Annotated in this window: 15 protein-coding genes; 9 read left to right on the top strand and 6 right to left on the bottom strand. The window is 73.6% G+C overall.

Translation table 11 applies throughout. The features are described from left to right. Window positions 1-50 precede the first annotated feature (50 nt). The 4 genes from ABR738_RS18015 (at window position 51) to ABR738_RS18000 (ending at window position 3,152) form a co-directional block, all read left to right on the top strand. Window positions 51-173 carry a hypothetical protein gene (locus ABR738_RS18015; protein WP_350231006.1) on the top strand — a complete coding sequence of 41 codons (123 nt, stop codon included), beginning with the start codon at window positions 51-53 and terminating at the stop codon, window positions 171-173. After that, window positions 173-1,336 carry an acyl-CoA dehydrogenase family protein gene (locus ABR738_RS18010; RefSeq protein ID WP_350231005.1) on the top strand — a complete coding sequence of 388 codons (1,164 nt, stop codon included), beginning with the start codon at window positions 173-175 and terminating at the stop codon, window positions 1,334-1,336. Before ABR738_RS18015 ends, ABR738_RS18010 begins: the two co-directional genes overlap by 1 nt. Next, entirely contained in the window at window positions 1,336-2,193 is an 858-nt protein-coding gene (locus ABR738_RS18005) for an acyl-CoA dehydrogenase family protein (RefSeq protein WP_350231004.1), read from the top strand. Before ABR738_RS18010 ends, ABR738_RS18005 begins: the two co-directional genes overlap by 1 nt. 437 nt (window positions 2,194-2,630) lie before the next feature. Further along, entirely contained in the window at window positions 2,631-3,152 is a 522-nt protein-coding gene (locus ABR738_RS18000; RefSeq protein ID WP_350231003.1) for an ATP-binding protein, read from the top strand. A gap of 273 nt (window positions 3,153-3,425) precedes the next feature. Here ABR738_RS18000 and ABR738_RS17995 read toward each other — a convergent pair whose 3' ends face one another. After that, on the bottom strand, window positions 3,426-4,352 hold the full coding sequence (locus tag ABR738_RS17995; RefSeq protein ID WP_350231002.1) for a cyclase family protein: 927 nt from the start codon (window positions 4,350-4,352) through the stop codon (window positions 3,426-3,428). 84 nt (window positions 4,353-4,436) lie between these two features. Here ABR738_RS17995 and ABR738_RS17990 point away from each other — a divergent pair, with 84 nt between their 5' ends. From ABR738_RS17990 to ABR738_RS17980, 3 genes are all read left to right on the top strand, one after another. Continuing rightward, a complete protein-coding gene (locus tag ABR738_RS17990; RefSeq protein WP_350231001.1) occupies window positions 4,437-5,348 on the top strand; it encodes an SDR family NAD(P)-dependent oxidoreductase in 912 nt (303 codons plus the stop codon). A 336-nt stretch (window positions 5,349-5,684) separates the two neighbouring features. After that, window positions 5,685-6,824 (top strand): acyl-CoA dehydrogenase family protein, encoded by a 1,140-nt coding sequence (locus ABR738_RS17985; protein ID WP_350231000.1) that lies wholly within the window; start codon window positions 5,685-5,687, stop codon window positions 6,822-6,824. Beyond that, entirely contained in the window at window positions 6,821-7,936 is a 1,116-nt protein-coding gene (locus ABR738_RS17980; RefSeq protein WP_350230999.1) for a Zn-dependent alcohol dehydrogenase, read from the top strand. The genes ABR738_RS17985 and ABR738_RS17980 overlap by 4 nt, the downstream gene beginning before the upstream one ends. On the opposite strand, the gene ABR738_RS17975 is transcribed toward ABR738_RS17980, so the two are convergent. Continuing rightward, window positions 7,900-8,889, bottom strand: coding sequence for a GlxA family transcriptional regulator (locus tag ABR738_RS17975; RefSeq protein WP_350230998.1), 990 nt, complete (start codon window positions 8,887-8,889; stop codon window positions 7,900-7,902). The genes ABR738_RS17980 and ABR738_RS17975 overlap by 37 nt on opposite strands. 166 nt (window positions 8,890-9,055) lie before the next feature. Between ABR738_RS17975 and ABR738_RS17970 the strand changes: the two genes are divergently transcribed. After that, window positions 9,056-10,360, top strand: coding sequence for an MFS transporter (locus tag ABR738_RS17970; protein WP_350230997.1), 1,305 nt, complete (start codon window positions 9,056-9,058; stop codon window positions 10,358-10,360). Window positions 10,361-10,884: 524 nt separating this feature from the next. Then, window positions 10,885-11,160 (top strand): hypothetical protein, encoded by a 276-nt coding sequence (locus ABR738_RS17965; protein ID WP_350230996.1) that lies wholly within the window; start codon window positions 10,885-10,887, stop codon window positions 11,158-11,160. Between the two features lie 45 nt (window positions 11,161-11,205). Here the strand turns inward: ABR738_RS17965 and ABR738_RS17960 are convergent, their stop codons facing one another. From ABR738_RS17960 to ABR738_RS17945, 4 genes are all read right to left on the bottom strand, one after another. Then, window positions 11,206-11,796 (bottom strand): flavin reductase family protein, encoded by a 591-nt coding sequence (locus tag ABR738_RS17960; RefSeq protein WP_350234630.1) that lies wholly within the window; start codon window positions 11,794-11,796, stop codon window positions 11,206-11,208. Between the two features lie 68 nt (window positions 11,797-11,864). Then, a complete protein-coding gene (locus ABR738_RS17955; RefSeq protein WP_350230995.1) occupies window positions 11,865-12,674 on the bottom strand; it encodes an enoyl-CoA hydratase/isomerase family protein in 810 nt (269 codons plus the stop codon). Between the two features lie 141 nt (window positions 12,675-12,815). Next, window positions 12,816-15,041: an acetate--CoA ligase family protein gene (locus ABR738_RS17950; protein ID WP_350230994.1), complete on the bottom strand. Its 2,226-nt coding sequence runs from the start codon at window positions 15,039-15,041 to the stop codon at window positions 12,816-12,818. A gap of 1,119 nt (window positions 15,042-16,160) precedes the next feature. Beyond that, complete coding sequence (locus ABR738_RS17945) at window positions 16,161-17,303, bottom strand: flavin-containing monooxygenase (RefSeq protein ID WP_350230993.1); 1,143 nt, start codon at window positions 17,301-17,303, stop codon at window positions 16,161-16,163. Window positions 17,304-17,466 lie beyond the last annotated feature (163 nt).

Here is a 17,466-nt window from a genome sequence, read left to right as displayed (position 1 = left end):
CGGAGGCTAGCCTGCTGTCTGACGGCCCATCAGGTGTGGAGGAAATCCCCATGACTGAACTGCCCGAACCGGCTGAACGGCCCGAACCACCCGCACTGCCCGAACCGCGCCTGTCCGGACTGCCGCGCGCCACCGCCACCGCCACCGCCCCCGGCCCCGCCCACGCCCGCTGATGGACCTCACCTGTACCGAGGAGGAAGAGGCCTTCAGGTCCCGCCTGCGTGACTGGCTCTCGAAGGCGCTGCCCCGGCTGCCGCCCAGGCCCGACCCGTCCGACTGGCCGGCCCGCAGGGCGTACGACACGGGCTGGCAGCGGATGCTGTACGACGCCGGGTACGCGGGGCTGCACTGGCCCGTGGCGGCCGGGGGGCGGGGCGCCACGCCCACGCAGCACCTCATCTACCTGGAGGAGACCGAGAGGGCGGGCGCCCCCTACGTGGGAGCGAACTTCGTCGGGCTGCTGCACGCGGGCCCCACCATCGCCGCCGAAGGCACCCCCGAACAGCGGGCCCGCTGGCTGCCGCCGGTGCTACGCGGCGACGAGATCTGGTGCCAGGGCTTCAGCGAACCCGACGCGGGCTCCGACCTGGCCGCGCTGCGCACCCGGGCGGTCCGCGACGGCGACGACTACGTGGTGACGGGGTCGAAGATCTGGACCTCGCACGCGGAAGTCGCCGACTGGTGCGAGCTGTTGGTGCGCACCGCGCCCATCGACGCGTCCGTGCCCAAGCATCGGGGCATCACCTGGCTCGCCCTGCCGATGGACGCGCCCGGCATCACGGTCCGTCCGCTGCGCACCCTGGCCGGCTCGGCGGAGTTCGCCGAGGTGTTCCTCGACGAGGTGCGGGTGCCGGTCGCCCACCGGGTCGGTGCGGAGAACGACGGCTGGCGGGTCACCATGGTGACGCTGGCCTTCGAACGCGGCACGGCCTTCGTGGGGGAGGTGGTCGCCTGTCGCAGGACGCTGACCGAACTGGCCGCGACCGCCAGACGCAACGGCGCCTGGGACGACGACGAGACCAGGCGCCGACTGGGCGCCCTGAACGCCGAGTTCACGGCGTTGTGGCGGCTCACCCAGTGGAACGTCAGCGCGTCCACGCGCGGCGGCGGCGCCCCGGGGGTCGGCGGTTCCGTCTTCAAGCTCCGCTATTCGCACGCACGTCAGGAGCTGTACGAAACCGCGGCCCGCGTCCTTGGGCCCGACGCGCTCGACCTCGGCCGCGCCCTGATCCTGGACCGGCTCTCCTCGCTCTCCTACACCATCGCCGCCGGCACCTCGCAGATCCAGCGGAACATCGTCGCCGAGCGCATCCTCGGCCTCCCCAAGGGGCGCTGATGGACTTCCAGCTCACCGCGGACCAGAAGGCGTTGCGGGCGGCCATGCGCGATCTCCTGGCGGCGCGCCTGGACCGTGCGGCGCTGCGGGCGGCCGTGGAGCGGCCCGCGCTCGACCGGGAGCTGTGGCGGGCGCTGGGCGAGGCGGGCTTCTTCGCCCTGCGGCTGCCCGAGCGCGAGGGCGGCGTCGGCCTCACGCTCGCCGACGCGGCACTCGTGTTCGAGGAGGCGGGACGGGCCCTGCTGCCCGGCCCGCTGGTGGCGACCCACCTCGCCGCAGGGACCGAACCGGGCGCGGCCACGGGGGAGTCCGTGGTGACCCGGGTCGACGGCCCCCTCGTCGGCTGGCTCGCGGAGGCCGATTACGTCCAGGGGGACGCCGAGGGCGCCGTCGCGCTGCGCTCGGTCGACCCGCTGACCCCCCTGCACCGTACGCGCGGAACCCGTACGTACGTGCCCGAAGCGGCCCTGCTCGCCGCCGCCGAACAGGTGGGCAGCGCGTCCCGCAGCACCGAGCTCGCGGTGCAACACGCCAGGAGCCGCGCCCAGTTCGGGCAGCCGATCGGCGCTTTCCAGGCCGTGAAACACCTCTGCGCCGACATGCTCGTACGCACCGAGGTGGCGCGTGCGGCGGTGTACGCGGCGGCCGTCACCCAGGATCCGTGCGAGATCGCCGGGGCCAAACTCCTCGCCGACGAGGCGGCCGTGCGCGGCGCGCGCGACTGCCTCCAGGTGCACGGCGGCATGGGTTTCACCTGGGAGGCCGAGGTCCATCTGCACCTCAAGCGGGCCTGGGTGCGGGCCGAGCAGTGGCAGTCGGCCAAGGAGGCGGCCGAAGTTCTGGCGGCGGCCCTGTAGGGCGCCCGCAGGCGCCGGGAGCCGGGTGCCGGCGCCGTCCGGCTGCGTACGGTGAGCGGTCACGGTGCGTGGGCGGCCGGGGGCCCGGAGCACTCGTCACGAGCCGGAGCCGGGGCGCTCTCCGGTACTCTCCGTGGGATGCGAGTGGTGGTGTGGCGCGGTTCTCCCGGTGGTGCCGGTGCGGCGGCCCCGGGCCTGGGAACGCACGCCGCAGACACCGCGCGGAGGCGTCCCGCGCGCCCCCGTTCGGTACCCCGCGACGTGAGCCGCACAGTATGCACCACGCATACTCCTTCGCGCTGGAATATGCCCGAAGCGCTTGTTGCGGTGACTGTACGTCAACCATGCTGTCTCGCACGGGAATCACGTTCCGTGACCCCGTTGGTGGTCCTGTGAGGCGCGAGGCGATGTGTCCGCCGGTTCGGATGGTGTGAACGGTGCAGGTGCTTCAGGTTCAGTTGGAGGTCGGTCCCGATCCCGCCGAGGTGGGCCGGGCCCGCAGGTGGGCCCGCTCACGGCTGGCGGGCTGCGGTATAGGGCTCGACGAGCCGGTCGCCGAGACGTTGATCCTGCTGATCTCGGAACTCGTCACCAACGCCGTGGTGCACACGGGCCGGCCGGCGGTGCTGCGGATGCGGCTGGGTCCCGCCGAGTGCGGCACCGTAAGGGTCGAGGTGTGTGACGTCAGCTGTCGGCCGCCCGAGCCGCGCCACGCGCAGGGCGACGACACCAACGGGCGCGGCCTCGAACTCGTCGACGGGCTCGCCGACCGGTGGGGCTGGCGGCCCGAGGGGGTGGGCAAGTCCATCTGGTGCGAGGTGGACCGCGCCACGCCCGGCAGACAGCCGGGTCCGGAGCTTTCGAGGCATTCGGGGCTCAAGGAGCACACGGGGCGCACGGACGGGGCGTGCGAGAACGTGACGTATGTGCCCCCGCGCGCTGTCACCAATAGGGCATAAGTGGTGAAGTGCCCGGCAGGTGTTGACGGGTGGTGGCACTCTGATCACCCTGGGATGAGCGATTCGACGCGAGGGGACGCCGAGGACTCCGCACGGCCTCGGCGAGTGCGGGTCGCGGCACGGCGTCGGCTCCACCAGGGCGAGGCTCCTCGCGCAATGTGGGGAGCGGAGCCGGTCCGCCGGTGCCGGGGTGGCGGCGTCGGTGCCGTGCTCGGGGCGCGCACCCGCCGCCGCCACCCGTGAAGGCCCCGCCCCGGCCGTCGGGGAGCCCGGCTACAGGATGGCCACCGGGGCGACGGGGGTCCCCGTGCCGCCGACGAACGGCTCGGGCATGGCGCTCAGCAGGAAAGTGTGGCGCGAGGCCTGCGCGCAGGCCCGTGACAGCTCCTCCAGGTTCCAGTTCTGGCCCTGCGGCATGCCCATCTCGACCAGGTCGAGCGCGTGCACCGGCAGCCACAGGTCCTCGATCTCCGGCGGGAAGATCTCGAACGTGAGGGTGTCGTTGGCGACCGCCGCGACATCGCGCGCGTGGAACCACTCGGGCGTGCGCACGGAGAGCCCGGGCGAGGGGTAGCCGTACCCGTGCCGGTCCCCGGCCAGATACACCTGGATCTGCCCGGTCCGTACGAGGACGATGTCACCGGCGCGCACCGTGACCCCCGCGAACTCCTCCGCCTCGGCCAGGTCCTCGGGGGTGACCGCGTGGCTGCCGTCCAGGCGGTCGAGCCCCTTGGCGCGGGCGACGTCGAGAAGCACCCCGCGCGAGACGACGGGGCCGAACTTGTCGATGCCGCTGAACTCGGCGCCGCCGTGCGCGGTGATGGTGGCGGCGGGGCGGCCGTTGTAGAGCTTGCCCGAGTGCGAGACGTGGGTCAGCGCGTCCCAGTGCGTGGCCGCCTGGAGCCCGAACGTCACCGCGTCGTCGCTGCACGCGACGGTGCCCGGGCCGAAGAGTTCCTGGTTGATCTGCACCATGGTGTGCAGCGGGTTGATCCGGCCCGGGATGACGCCGGTCTGCACGCCGTCCTGTCGCAGCGGCAGCGCGAGCGGGACGCGTCGCCCGTCGCGCACGCCCGCGACGGCCTCGCGCACGACGGCGTCGGTGATGAGGTTGAGCGTGCCCATCTCGTCCTCGGCCCCCCAGCGCCCCCAGTTGTTCACGCGGCGGGCGATCTCGTGGAACTCGGGCGGCAGTGGCATACGCGTCCCTCCCGGGGGTTGTGGTGGGGTGTCCGGCCGGTCAAGAATCTAACGGGCCGTCAGAAACCGCGGGAAGGGGCCGGCGTGGGGAACTTCTTGGCAGGCGGGGTCGTCGCCGTGACGGGGGCGGGCCGGGGCATCGGGCGCGCCGTCGCGCTCGCCGCGGCCGCCGAGGGGGCGAAGGTCGTCGTCAACGACTACGGCGTCTCGGTCGAGGGCGGCGAGCCCAGCAGTGAGGTGGCCGACGCGGTGGCGAAGGAGATCGTCGCGGCGGGCGGCCGGGCGGTGGCGGTCGCCGACGACATCTCCACGATGGCGGGCGGCCAACGGGTCGTGGACACCGCGCTCGCCCAGTACGGGCGGATCGACGGGGTGGTCTGCGTCGCGGGCATCCTGCGCGAACGCATGCTGTTCAACATGTCCGAGCAGGAGTGGGACCCGGTCATCGCCACGCACCTGAAGGGGACGTTCACCGTCTTCCGCGCGGCCTCGGCGGTCATGCGGCGCCAGGGCTCGGGCACGCTGATCGGCTTCACCAGCGGTAACCACCAGGGCAGTGTGGCCCAGGCCAACTACAGCGCGGCGAAGGGGGGCATCATCTCGCTGGTCCGCAGCGCCGCGCTCGGGCTGCACAAGTACGGGGTGACGGCCAACGCGGTGGCGCCCGTCGCCCGCACCCGGATGTCCGCGAACGTGCCCATGGAGCTGGCGGAGATCGGGTCGCCCGAGGACGTGGCGGCGCTCGTGGTGTATCTGCTGTCCGCCCGGGCCCGCGAGGAGGGCATCACCGGGCAGGTGTACACCGTCGCCGGGCCCAAGATCGCGGTGTGGGCGCAGCCGAGGGAGCTTCGTGCGGGGTACGCGGACGGGGGCTGGACCCCGGAGCGGATCGCGGAGTTCCTTCCCGGCACGGTCGGGACGGACCCGATGCCGATGCTGGCCCACCTGGACCGCATGGCCCGGGCCGCGGCGTCAGGCTCCCGCCCCAACACGTAACCCCCTGGGGCTCCGCCCCAGACCCCGTATCGCGCTGAAGGCGCTCGTCCTCGATCTCCCCCAAGGCCTTAAGGGCCAGGGGGGACCCCCATGACAGGCTGAGGTTGCCGCTGCGGGCCGGCACGAGCCCTGCCAGGGGCGCGGGGAACTGCGCGACAAGCCACGCACGGCCCGCACCCGCAAATGACGGCTCCGCGCTGGCCGGCCGGGGTTGAACGGGGCGCGGGGAACTGCGCGACAAGCCACGCACGACCCGCACCCGCAAGCAACGGCTCCCGCGCCGGCCGGCCGGGGTTGTGAGGGGCGCGGGGAACTGCGCGAAGACTGGAGGCAACCGTGGACTTCCGATTCGGCCCCGCCGACACCGCCTTCCGCCAGGAGGCCCGAACCTGGCTCACCACGCACCTGTCCGCCCAACCGCCCGATTGGGAAAGGGCGTTGGGGGCGGGCGGATGGATCGGCCTGGGCTGGCCGGACCGGACGTATGGCAACCGCACAGCCACCCTCACCCAGCAGGTCGTCTGGGCGGAGGAGTACGCCCGCGCCGCCGCCCCGCCCCGCACCGGCCACATCGGCGAAAACCTCCTCGCCCCCACCCTCCTCACCCACGGCACCCCCGCCCAGAAGGACCGGTTCCTGCCCCCGATCGCCCGGGGCGAGGAACGCTGGTGCCAGGGCTACAGCGAACCCGGCGCCGGCTCCGACCTCGCCGGCATCCGCACGGCCGCCCGCCGCGAGGGCGACACCTACCGCGTCACGGGCCAGAAGATATGGACCTCCCTGGCCCACGAGGCCGACTGGTGCTTCGTCCTGGCCCGCACCGAACCGGGCTCCCGGCGCCACCACGGCCTCTCCTTCCTCCTCGTGCCGATGGACCAGCCCGGCAGGATCGAGGTCAGGCCGATCCGCCAGCTGACGGGGACCAGCGAGTTCAACGAGGTGTTCTTCGACGGCGCGACGGCCCGCGCCGAGCACCTGGTGGGCGGCGAGGGCAACGGCTGGGCGATCGCCATGAGCTTGCTCGCCCTGGAGCGCGGAGTCTCCACTTTGGCCCAACAGATCGGGTTCGCCGCCGAGTTGGAGCAGGTCGTCGCCCGGACCCTGGCGGACCCCGCGCCCCTGGACCCCGCCCTGCGCGCCCGTATCGCCACCCAGTGGGCCGAGCTGAAGGTCATGCGCTGGAACGCCCTGCGCACCCTCGGCAGCGCCCAGGACCCGGGCGCGCCCAGCGTCGCCAAGCTGCTGTGGGGCGGCTGGCACCGGCGGCTCGGGGAGCTCGCGATGGCCGTACGGGGCGCATCGGCCACCGTGACGTCCGCCGACTGGGACGCGTCGAAACCGTACGGACTCGACGCGTTCCAGCACCTGTTCCTGTTCTCCAGGGCCGACACGATCTACGGCGGCTCGGACGAGATCCAGCGCACCATCATCGCCGAGCGCGTGCTCGGCCTGCCCAGGGAGGTCCGGGTTCCGTGAGAGGTGTCCTTTTCGACGGAGAGCGGACCCAGGTCGTGGACGACCTGGAGATACGGGCCCCGGGCCCCGGGGAGGTGCTGGTGGCCGTCGCGGCGGCCGGGCTGTGCCACTCGGACCTGTCCGTCATCGACGGAACGATCCCCTTCCCCGTGCCGGTGGTGCTCGGGCACGAGGGTGCGGGCGTGGTGGACGCGGTGGGCCCGGGCGTGACGCACGTGGCGCCGGGCGACCACGTCGCGCTCTCCACGCTGGCCGGCTGCGGCGCGTGCGCGGAGTGCGACCGGGGCCGGCCCACGATGTGCCGGGAGGCGATCGGCAGGCCGGGCCGCCCGTTCACGCGCGCGGGCCGGCCGGTCCACCAGTTCGCCGCCAACTCCGCCTTCGCGGAACGCACCCTGGTCAAGGCCGTCCAGGCGGTGAAGATCCCCAAGGAGGTGCCGCTCACCTCGGCGGCCCTGATCGGCTGCGGGGTCCTGACCGGCGTCGGCGCCGTCCTCAACCGGGCCCGGGTGGACATCGGCGAGAGCGTCGTCGTCATCGGCACCGGCGGCATCGGGCTCAACGTCATCCAGGGCGCTCGCGTCGCCGGCGCCTCGGTGATCGTCGCCGTGGACACCAACCCGGCGAAGGAGCCGCTGGCCCGCCGGTTCGGCGCGACCCACTTCCTGCCCTCGGCGCAGGGCGTACGCGACATCCTGCCCACCGGCGCCGACCACGCCTTCGAATGCGTGGGCCACCCCGCCCTGATCCGCGCCGCCGTCGACCTCCTCGACCGGCATGGCCAGGCCGTTCTGCTCGGCATGACCGCCCCCGGCACGGAGGCGTCCTTCCTGCCTGCCGCGCTCTTCCTCGACAAGTCCATCCTCGGCTGCCGGTACGGGAGTTCACGTCCTCAGCGCGACATCCCGCGCTACTGCGAGCTCTACCTCAAGGGCGCCCTGCTCCTGGACGAACTGGTCACCAGGACCTACTCCGTGCAGAACTCCGACGACTTCGCCGAGGCGGCGCGGGACCTGCGCGAGGGGCGGGTGGCACGCGGGGTGCTGACCTTCCAGGCCACCGGCGCGGGTCCCGCTCAGCCCGCCGCCCCGGCGCGGAAGGTGCGGCGGTAGGCGGTCGGCGGCACACCCAGGGCGGCCTGGAAGTGCTGGCGCAGCGACGTCGCCGTACCGAATCCGGCCGCGCGGGCCGTCGCGTCCACCGACAGATCGGTCGTTTCCAGCAGTTGGCGCGCGTGCTCCACGCGCTGCTGGGTGAGCCACTGGCCCGGGCTCAGACCCACCTCCTCGCGGAAGCGACGCGTGAAGGTGCGCACCGACATGGCCTCGCGCTCGGCCATGTCCCGCAACTGGATCGGCTCGTGCAGCCGTCCCAGCGCCCAGGCGCGCGCGGCCGTCGTGGTCGCCAACTGGGGCTCGGGTACCGGCCGTTGGATGAACTGCGACTGGCCGCCGGCCCGGTGCGGGGGGACCACCATGCGCCGCGCCACGTCGTTGGCGACGGCCGCGCCGTGGTCGCGCCGCACGATGTGCAGGCACAGGTCGATCCCGGCGGCCACCCCCGCCGACGTCAGCACGTCACCGTCGTCGATGAACAGCACCTCGGGATCCACGTCCACGCTGGGATGCAGACGCTGGAAGTGCTCGGCGTGGGCCCAGTGCGTGGCGGCGCGACGCCCGTCGAGATATCCGCCCGCCGCCAGCACGTACCCGCCCGTACAGATGGACACCAGACGGGCGCCGGGGCGCACCAGGGCGAACGCGGCGGCCAGTTCGGGGGTGAGGACACCCTCTTCGAAGACCGGGCCCAGCTCGTACGAGGCCGGGACGACCACCGTGTCCGCGCCGGCCAGCGCCTCGGGCCCGTTCTCGATCAGGACCGAGAAGTCCGCGTCGGTACGCACCGGACCCGGCGGCCGCACCGAGCAGGTGACCACCTCGTACAGCGGCCCGCCCGCCGGGCCGTTCGCGCGGCCGAATATCCGCTGGGGGATGCCGAGCTCGAAGGGGAGCAGCCCGTCGAGGGCGAGCACCACGACGCGGTGGCGGGTGCGGTGGGCGTTCATCCTGGCGCTCCATGGGCGGGGGTGGGCGGCGCTGCGGTCCTGTGACGCACAAGTCCGGACCCGCGCGTGACATTCCCGCGCGGCCCGGGATCCCTGGCCCGATTCCTGCGAAGGGTGACCTCCGGGCCACTCGTACGCCCGTCGGTATCCGGCCAGTCTGGGTGACGTGTCCCAGACAACCAACCGGCCCGCAGGGCCCGCCCGGCCGCGTCAGGCCGCACCCCGCATCCACCGCGCCTGGTCCGTGGCGGCCGTCGCCTTCGTCACGATCATCGGCGCCGCCGCCTTCCGCTCGCTGCCCGGACTGCTCATCGACCCCCTGCACCAGGAGTTCCAGTGGTCGCGCGGCACCGTCGGCGCGGCGGTCTCGGTGAACCTCGCGCTGTACGGACTGACCGCGCCGTTCGCCGCCGCACTGATGGACCGCTTCGGCATCCGCAAGGTCGTCGCGGTCGCCCTGACCGTGATCGCGGCGGGCTCCGGGCTCACCGTGTACATGCACGCGGCCTGGCAACTCATGCTGTACTGGGGCCTGTTGGTGGGTCTTGGCAGCGGCTCGATGGCGCTCGCGTTCGCCGCGACCGTCACCAACCGGTGGTTCACCGAGCGCCGCGGCCTGGTCACCGGCATCCTCACCGCCGCCTCCGCGTCCGGCCAACTGATCTTCCTGCCGCTGCTCTCCTGGCTGGTGGAGGCGCACGGCTGGCGCCCGGCCGCCATCACGGTGGCCCTCGCCGCGCTCGCCGTCGTCCCCTTCGTCTGGCTGCTCCTGCGCGACCACCCGGCGGACGTGGGCCTCGCGCCGTACGGGTCGGACGCGCCCGTGCCCAAGCCGGCCCCCGTCACGGGCGCGGCCCGCCGGACCCTGACCGTCCTCGTCAAGGCCGCGCGCACCGGGCCGTTCTGGCTGCTCGCGGGCACCTTCGCGATCTGCGGCGCCTCCACCAACGGCCTCGTGCAGACCCATTTCGTGCCGGCCGCCCACGACCACGGCATGCCGGTCACCGCGGCCGCCGGGCTCCTCGCCGTCGTCGGTGTCTTCGACGTCGCCGGCACGATCTTCTCGGGCTGGCTCACCGACCGCTTCGAATCGCGCCGCCTGCTCGCCACGTACTACGCGCTGCGCGGCGTCTCGCTCCTGTTCCTGCCGATGCTGCTCGCGCCCGCCGTGCACCCGCCGATGATTTTCTTCATCGTCTTCTACGGGCTCGACTGGGTCGCCACCGTGCCGCCGACCATCGCCCTGTGCCGCCGCCACTACGGCGAGGACAGCGCGATCGTCTTCGGCTGGGTGCTGGCCTCCCACCAGGTCGGCGCGGCCGTTGTCGCCTTCCTCGCGGGGGTGGCCCGCGACGCGTTCGGCAGCTACGACGTGGTCTGGTACGCCTCGGGCGCGCTGTGCGCGGCGGCCGCGCTGATGGCGCTGGTCATCCGGCGCGTGGGCCCCGGCGGGGAACCGTTCGCCGCGTGACCGCCTCTTCCTGTGCGGGGAACGCTGTTCCCGTACCGGGAGGTCCCCCGGCACACCGAGGGGGAGTGTCCGTGAAACCGAACGACAGACGGGGCGCCGTCCTGGTGGCGGCCCTGCTCTGCGCCATCGTGACCGCGTGCGGCACGGCCCGCCCGGGCGACGCCCCGCCCAGGCCGGCGGCCGCGTCGACGGACAACTGCGCCGACCGCGCGACGGAGCGCCCCGGCCCCACCGGCACGACCCCGGCAACGGAGGACGATCCAGGCACCCCGGGCCCGCCGACGGATGCGGATGCGGGTACTCCGGGTCCGCCGACGGACGCGGACCCCGGCACTCCTGGCCCGCCGACGGATGCGGACCCCGGCACTCCTGGCCCGCCCACGGACGCGGACCCCGGCACTCCTGGCCCGCCGACGGATGCGGATGCGGGTACTCCGGGTCCGCCGACGGACGCCGATCCCGGCACTCCTGGCCCACCCACCGATGGCAGCGCCGCGCCCTGTCTTCCGGCCGGGTGGTTCGACATGACCCGGGACTTCACCGACTACTACGCCCACCACCTCACCAAGGCGGACGACGGGATGTGGCCCTCGGTCGTGGCGGTGCGCGTGCGCAAGCACCGCGAGGCCGAGGAGGCCGTGGTGACGGTCGCCTTCGACCCGCCGCCGGGTACCAGCGACTGGGAGGGCCGCCGGGTGGCCGAGGTCTTCGCCGACTGGCGCCGCGAGGTGTACGACGACCGGGGAAGGGTGCGGGTGGAGACCAGGGGCGCCCGGCTCATCACCGCGTCGTCCTGGTGAGCGCCCCGGCGCACGCGGTACGCACGCCCCAGGGCCCGGGCCGTCTCAGTCGCTGAGGCGCCCGAATCCGCCCCGGTGGAAGAGGAGCGGGCCGGTGTCGCCGGTGGCGCCCAGCGCCTCGACGCGGCCGACCACGATCAGGTGGTCCCCGCCGGTGTGCACGGCGTGGACGCGGCAGTCGATCCACGCCGGTACGCCCGCCAGGAGCGGAGACCCGGTCACGGGCGCCGGACCATGGGCGACCCCGGCGAACTTGTCGGCCCCGCTGACCGCGAACCCCCGGCACAGCGGGCCCTGTTGTTCTCCCAGCACATTCACGCAGAACACCCCGGCGCGGGCGATGCGCGGCCAGGTCGTCGACGTACGCGCCACCATGAACGCGACCAGGGGCGGATCGAGCGAGAGCGAGGCGAAGGACTGGCAGGCGAAACCGGCAGGACCGGCCGCGTCCTCGGTGGTGACGACCGTGACCCCGCTCGCGAACTCCCCGAGCACACGCCGGAATTGGGCCGGGTCGACGGGTGCCCGCTCGTCGTCCCGTACGGCCCGCAGGTCCGGCCGGGGCAGGAACTCGACGGGTTCGGCTGCCGTGGCGGCGCCGACGGACCTGAGGTATCGGACGACGGTGGCCGCCATCCCTGCGTGTCCCATCACACCCGTCATTGAACCTGACGGTGCATCAGATAGGAAGAAGCCCAAGTCCCTCACAACCCCCGGTATCGGGGGGTGCGGCGCGCCACGAAAGCGGCGACGCCCTCGTTCGCGTCCTGGGTGGTCATGTTGATCTCCTGCGCCCAGGCCTCGGCGGCGAAGGCGGTGGCGCGGTCGCTGTCGAGGGAGGCGTTCACCAGGTGCTTGGTGAGGGCGATCGCGCGGGTCGGCCCGGCCGCAAGCCGCTCGGCCCACTCCTTGGCGGTGGCGGCCAGGTCGGCGTCGGCGACCACGCGGTTGACCAGACCCATGCGCTCGGCGTCGGCGGCCGTGAGCGCGTCCCCGAAGAACATCAGCTCCTTGGCCCGCCTCGGCCCCACCAGGCGGGACAGCAGATAGGCGCCCCCGCCGTCCGGCACGAGACCGCGCCGTACGAACACCTCGATGAACCGGGCGGATTCGGCGGCCAGGACCAGATCGCAGGCGAGCGCGAGGTGGGCGCCGAGACCGGCGGCGGCGCCGTTGACCGCCGCGATGACCGGCTTCTCGCAGTCCAGTACGGCGCTGATCAGGCGTTGGGCGCCGTGCCGTATGACGCGGGCGACGTCGCCGGCGACGCGTTCGCTGCCGGACGCCGCCGCCGACGACGCCGCGCGCAGGTCGGCGCCCGCGCAGAAACCCCGGCCGGTGGCGGTGATCACGACGGCCCGTACGGCGGGGTCGGTACCGGCCGCTTCCAGCAGGGAGATGACGCGTTCGCGCTGGTCAGGGGTGAGGGCGTTCATGGCGTCCGGCCGGTTGAGCGTGATCCACGAGACGCCGTTGTCAGTGGCGTGCAGTACCAATGAGTGCAGGGGGTCCATGGCGGGCTCCAGGCGGGACGCGGCGGTGGCGCGGGCGTGTACGGGCAGGTGTGCGTACGGGTACGGGGGTGAGCGGTGGACGGCGCGGGTGCGGGCGCGGGTGCGGACGGTTCGACGGCGGGCGGCTCAGCGGCGGAGGCCTCAGCGGCAGACGGCGAGGGCGTCGAGCGCGACGGCGCCCTGCCCGCGCGGCAGCACCATGATCGGGTTGATGTCCAGCTCGGCGAGGTCGTCGCCCAGTTCCAGAGCCATGCGCTGCACGCGCAGGACGACCTCGACGAGCGCGTCCACGTCCAGCGGGGGTCCGCCGCGTACGCCGTCCAGGAGGGCCCGCCCCCTGAGCTCGCCGAGCATGTCCCGCGCCTGCCGCTCGCCGAAGGGCGGCACGCGCACGGCGCAGTCGCCGAGCACTTCCACCAGGACCCCGCCGAGCCCGACGGTCACGGTGGGCCCGAACAGCGCGTCGTGGGTGACGCCGACGACCATCTCGACCCCGCGCTGGACCATCTGGCAGACCAGGATGCCGTCGAGCTCGACACCTTCGTAGCGGGCGATGTCGGTGAGTTCGCGGTAGGCGTCCCGGATCTGGCTGGCCGAGGTCAGTCCCACCTTGACCAGCCCGAGGTCGCTCTTGTGGGCGATGCGCGTGCCGGAGGCCTTCATGACGACGGGGTAGCCGACGAGCCCCGCCGCGCGCACGGCGGCCGCCGCGCTGGTCACCAGCTGCTCGCGCGGCACGCGGATGCCGTACGCCCGCAGGAGCTGCTTCGCGGCGTGTTCGCTGAGCTGCTGGCCGGGGCGCATCAGGGCCCGCGCCTTGCGGAAGGAGGGCGAGGGCACGCGGGGCGCCTCGTCGAAGGGCGAGCGGTAGCCGGTGGTGAACCGGTGGTGGGAGAGGTGGGCGCGGACGGCGGCTATGCAGTTGGCGAACGTACGGAAGGTGGCGACCCTGCTGGAGCCCAGCAGCGTCTCGCGGTAGGCGGCCTCGGTGCCGAGCGGGGAGCCCCACACCACGCACACCAGCTTGTCGGTCTGCTCCGCCGCGTCCACGAGGTCGCGCGCGAGCTTGTCGCTCATGGGCGGGAAGGGCCCGGTGATCGGGCAGATCAGCACGCCGACGGCGGGATCGGCGAGGATCGCGTCGATGATTTTGCGCCCGCGCCAGTCGCCGACGGGGTGTCCGCCGTTGTCCACGGGGTTGGCGACGCTGAGGTAGGGCGGTATCCACTCGTGGAGCTCGGCCTGCTTGGCGGCGGACAGGACGGGCAGGTCCAGCCCGGCGGCGGTGGCCAGATCGCAGAAGTGCGCCCCGGTGCCTCCGGAGATCGAATACACCACGACGCCCTCGGCGCGGGGCGGCCGGGCGCGCGCCAACAGGGCGGCGGTGTCCTGGAGTTGGTCGAGTCCGTCGACGCGGATGACGCCGTACTGGCGCATGGCCGCGTCCACGACGTCGTCGGCGCCGGTCAGTTTGCCGGTGTGGGAGGCGGCCGTGCGCGCCCCGGCCTCGGTGCGGCCCACCTTGACGGCCACCACGGGGACGCCGGCGCGGGCGGCGCGGTCGGCGGCGAGCAGGAAGGACCGGCCGTCCTTGAGCCCTTCCACGTAACAGGCGATGGCGCCGACCTCGGGCCGTTCGGCGAAGTAGGAGATGAAGTCGGCGGTTTCGAGGTCGGCCTCGTTGCCGGTGGGCGCCCAGTGCGACAGCCGCACGCCCAGCTCCTGAAGGGTGAACACGGGCCGTCCCTGGTGCCCGGACTGCGTGATCAGCGCGATGGCGGGCCCTTCCAGGTCGTCCCGGAAGTTCTCGAAGGCGTTGAGGTTGGTGTTGGGCCCGAGCAGTCGCAGCCCGGACCGCTTGACGGCGGCGGCCAGCTGTTCCTGGGCGGCGGCGCCGCGCTCGCCGGTCTCGGCGAACCCGGAGGCGAAGGCGACGGCGAACTTCACCTTGGCCTCGGCGAGCTGTTCCACGACGGGGAGCGGGTCTCCGACGAGCAGCACGGCGAGATCGACCTGTTCGGGGAGGTCGGCCACGGCGGCGACGCACGGCAGCCCGAAGACGGTGTCCCGGGTGGGGTGGACGGGGTGGACGCGGGCGCCCACGCGCCGGGCCCAGTCGATGAGCTGGCGGGTGATGCCGGTGTTGGGCCGGCCCTCGGCGTCGGAGGCCCCGACGACGGCGACGGACTCGGGCCGGAAGAACCGGTCCAGGTCCGGTACGTCGGCGTACAGCGGGCGGCCACTGACGTCCAGGTCGCCCTGACCCGCCGTCCTGCTGTGCACGGCGCCGGGTCCCGGCTGCTCGCCGCAGGCGACCACCCGTGCGCGGAAGTCGGTCGTGAGGGTGCCGTGAGTCGATCCGAGCATCGTTCCGCCCGCCCCTGGTCGATGGCCAACGTGACTGAGCCGTACCGGTGGTAACTGACGCATAGTCAGATTACAGAACTGACGGCCTGTCAGGAACCGGCGTGCGGGCAAAGCCTGGGCCCTGCGGGGCGAGCGGGGTATCGACCCCGGCCCCGCTCTCCGGGGGTGCGCAGGACCTGCCCACCCCCGGCCCCCCTCAAAACGCCCCCTTCCAGCCATCCCCGGCAGGCCGAGGGCGCCAGTGCGGGCCGGCACCAGCCCCGCCAGGGGCGCGGGGAACTGCGCGAGAAGCGACCACGGCCCGCAGCCAAGCTCCCTGGGGCTCCGCCCCAGACCCCATTCGGCCTGAACGGCCTCGTCCTCAAGCGCCGGACGGGCTGACTATGTCCATGCGGGCCGGCACCGACCCCGCCCAGGGGCGCGGGGAACTGCGCGAGAAGCGACCACGGCCCGCAGCCAAGCTCCCTCGGGCTTCGCCCCGGACCCCATTCGGCCTGAACGGCCTCGTCCTCAAGCGCCGGACGGGCTGAGGTTGCCGGTGTGGGCCGGCACCGACCCCGCCCAGGGGCGCGGGGAACTGCGCGAGGAGCGACCACGGCCCGCAGCCAAGCTCCCTGGGGCTCCGCCCCAGACCCCATTCGGCCTGAACGGCCTCGTCCTCAAGCGCCGGACGGGCTGACTATGTCCATGCGGGCCGGCACCGACCCCGCCCAGGGGCGCGGGGAACTGCGCGAGAAGCGACCACGGCCCGCAGCCAAGCTCCCTCGGGCTCCGCCCCAGACCCCGTTCGGCCTGAACGGCCTCGTCCTCAAACGCCGGACGGGCTGAGGTTGCCGGTGTGGGCCGGCACCGGCCCTGCCAGGGGCGCGGGGAACTGCGCGAGGAGCGACCACGGCCCGCAGCCGGGGTTCCTGGGGCTCCGCCCCGGACCCCGTTCGCGCCTGAAGGGCGCTCGTCCTCAAGCGCCGGACGGGCTGGGTATGCGGATGAGGACCCGCACCGGCCCTGCCAGGGGCGCGGGGAACTGCGCGACCGGGCACCACCGGGCACCCGCGGCCCGCACCTGGATCACGCGCCGGCGCAGGCGGACCGGCCGGGGCCGTGGGCGGTCCGGGTTGGTCAGGGGGACAGGGCTCGGGCGATGCGGGGGGCGTCGCGGCGCAGTTCGCGCAGCATCCCACTGATGGGGTTCGAGAACCCCGTGAAGTACAGCCCCCCAACCCCCGCAACCACCCGCTTCCCATGGGCCCGAGGCCGCCCCCACGCATCCAGCACCCCCAAATGCCCCACCATCCCCTCAAGCCCCCGCCGATACCCCGTCGCACAGATCACCGCGTCCGGCGCCACCCGCGTACCGTCCGCGAGGACCACCTTGCCGTCGTCGAAGGACTCGACCGCCGCCACGATCTCCACCCGCCCACGACGGACCGCGTCGATCAGCCCCACGTCCTGCACCGGAATCGCCCCCTCCCGCACCCGCGAGTACAGGCCCTTGGCCGGCCGGGGCAGCCCATAGGGGGTGAGGTCCGGCACGAAGAGGCGCGCGGTCAGGGAGGCCGCCGCGTCCACGAGGCGTACGGGGAGCCGCCGCACCAGGATGCCCGTGGCCTGCGCGGGCCACCCCGCCGTGGACCGGCGCACGATGTGCGGCGCGGTGCGCACCGCGAGCCGCACCCGCGCGGCCCCGCCCTCGGCGAGGTCCGCGGCGATCTCCGCCCCGGTGTTGCCGGCCCCGACCACGAGCACGTCCCGCCCCACGTACGACCCCGGGTTGCGGTACAGACCCGCGTGCACCAGCTCCCCGGTGTACGTCTCCACCCCGGCCCACTCGGGAACGTACGGCGTGTGGTTGTACCCGGTCGCCACCACCACCGCCCGCGTACTCAGCCGGCGCCCACCCGTCGCGTACAGGACCCACCCCTCACCCCCGGGCCCGCGTTCGACGCGCTCGACCTCGACCCCCGTGACGATCTCCAGCTCGTGGAAGGCGGCGTACGTCTCCAGGTACCGCACCACGTCGTCGCGGGCCACCCACCGCCCGAACCGGCGGGGGATCTTCAGCCCGGGCAGCGCGGAGAGGCGCCGCGTGGTGTGCAGGCGCAGCCGGTCGTAGTGGCGCCGCCAGGAGGCGGCCACGGCGTCGGACTTCTCCAGTACGACGACCCGTACGCCTCGCGCGCGCAGGCACGCGGCGACGGCGAGGCCGCCGGGCCCGGCGCCGATCACATAGACGGGGCTCGCGGGATGGGTGGTGTCGGCCATGAACGCTGAGCGTAACGGCGTGACCACTTGATGGGTCTCGGTCAAGCCGGGAATGGATTCCGATCTGATCACGCGGACGGCCCGCCCCCTCGGTCTCTCCCCGGGGACGGCCGTACCCACCCCTTGCGCGCGACCCCCCGATCCGCTGAACTGACGTACCGTC

The sequence above is a fragment of the Streptomyces sp. Edi4 genome (assembly GCF_040253615.1).
Taxonomy (GTDB): Bacteria; Actinomycetota; Actinomycetes; order Streptomycetales; family Streptomycetaceae; genus Streptomyces.
This window is presented reverse-complemented; position numbering and strand designations above follow the sequence as displayed.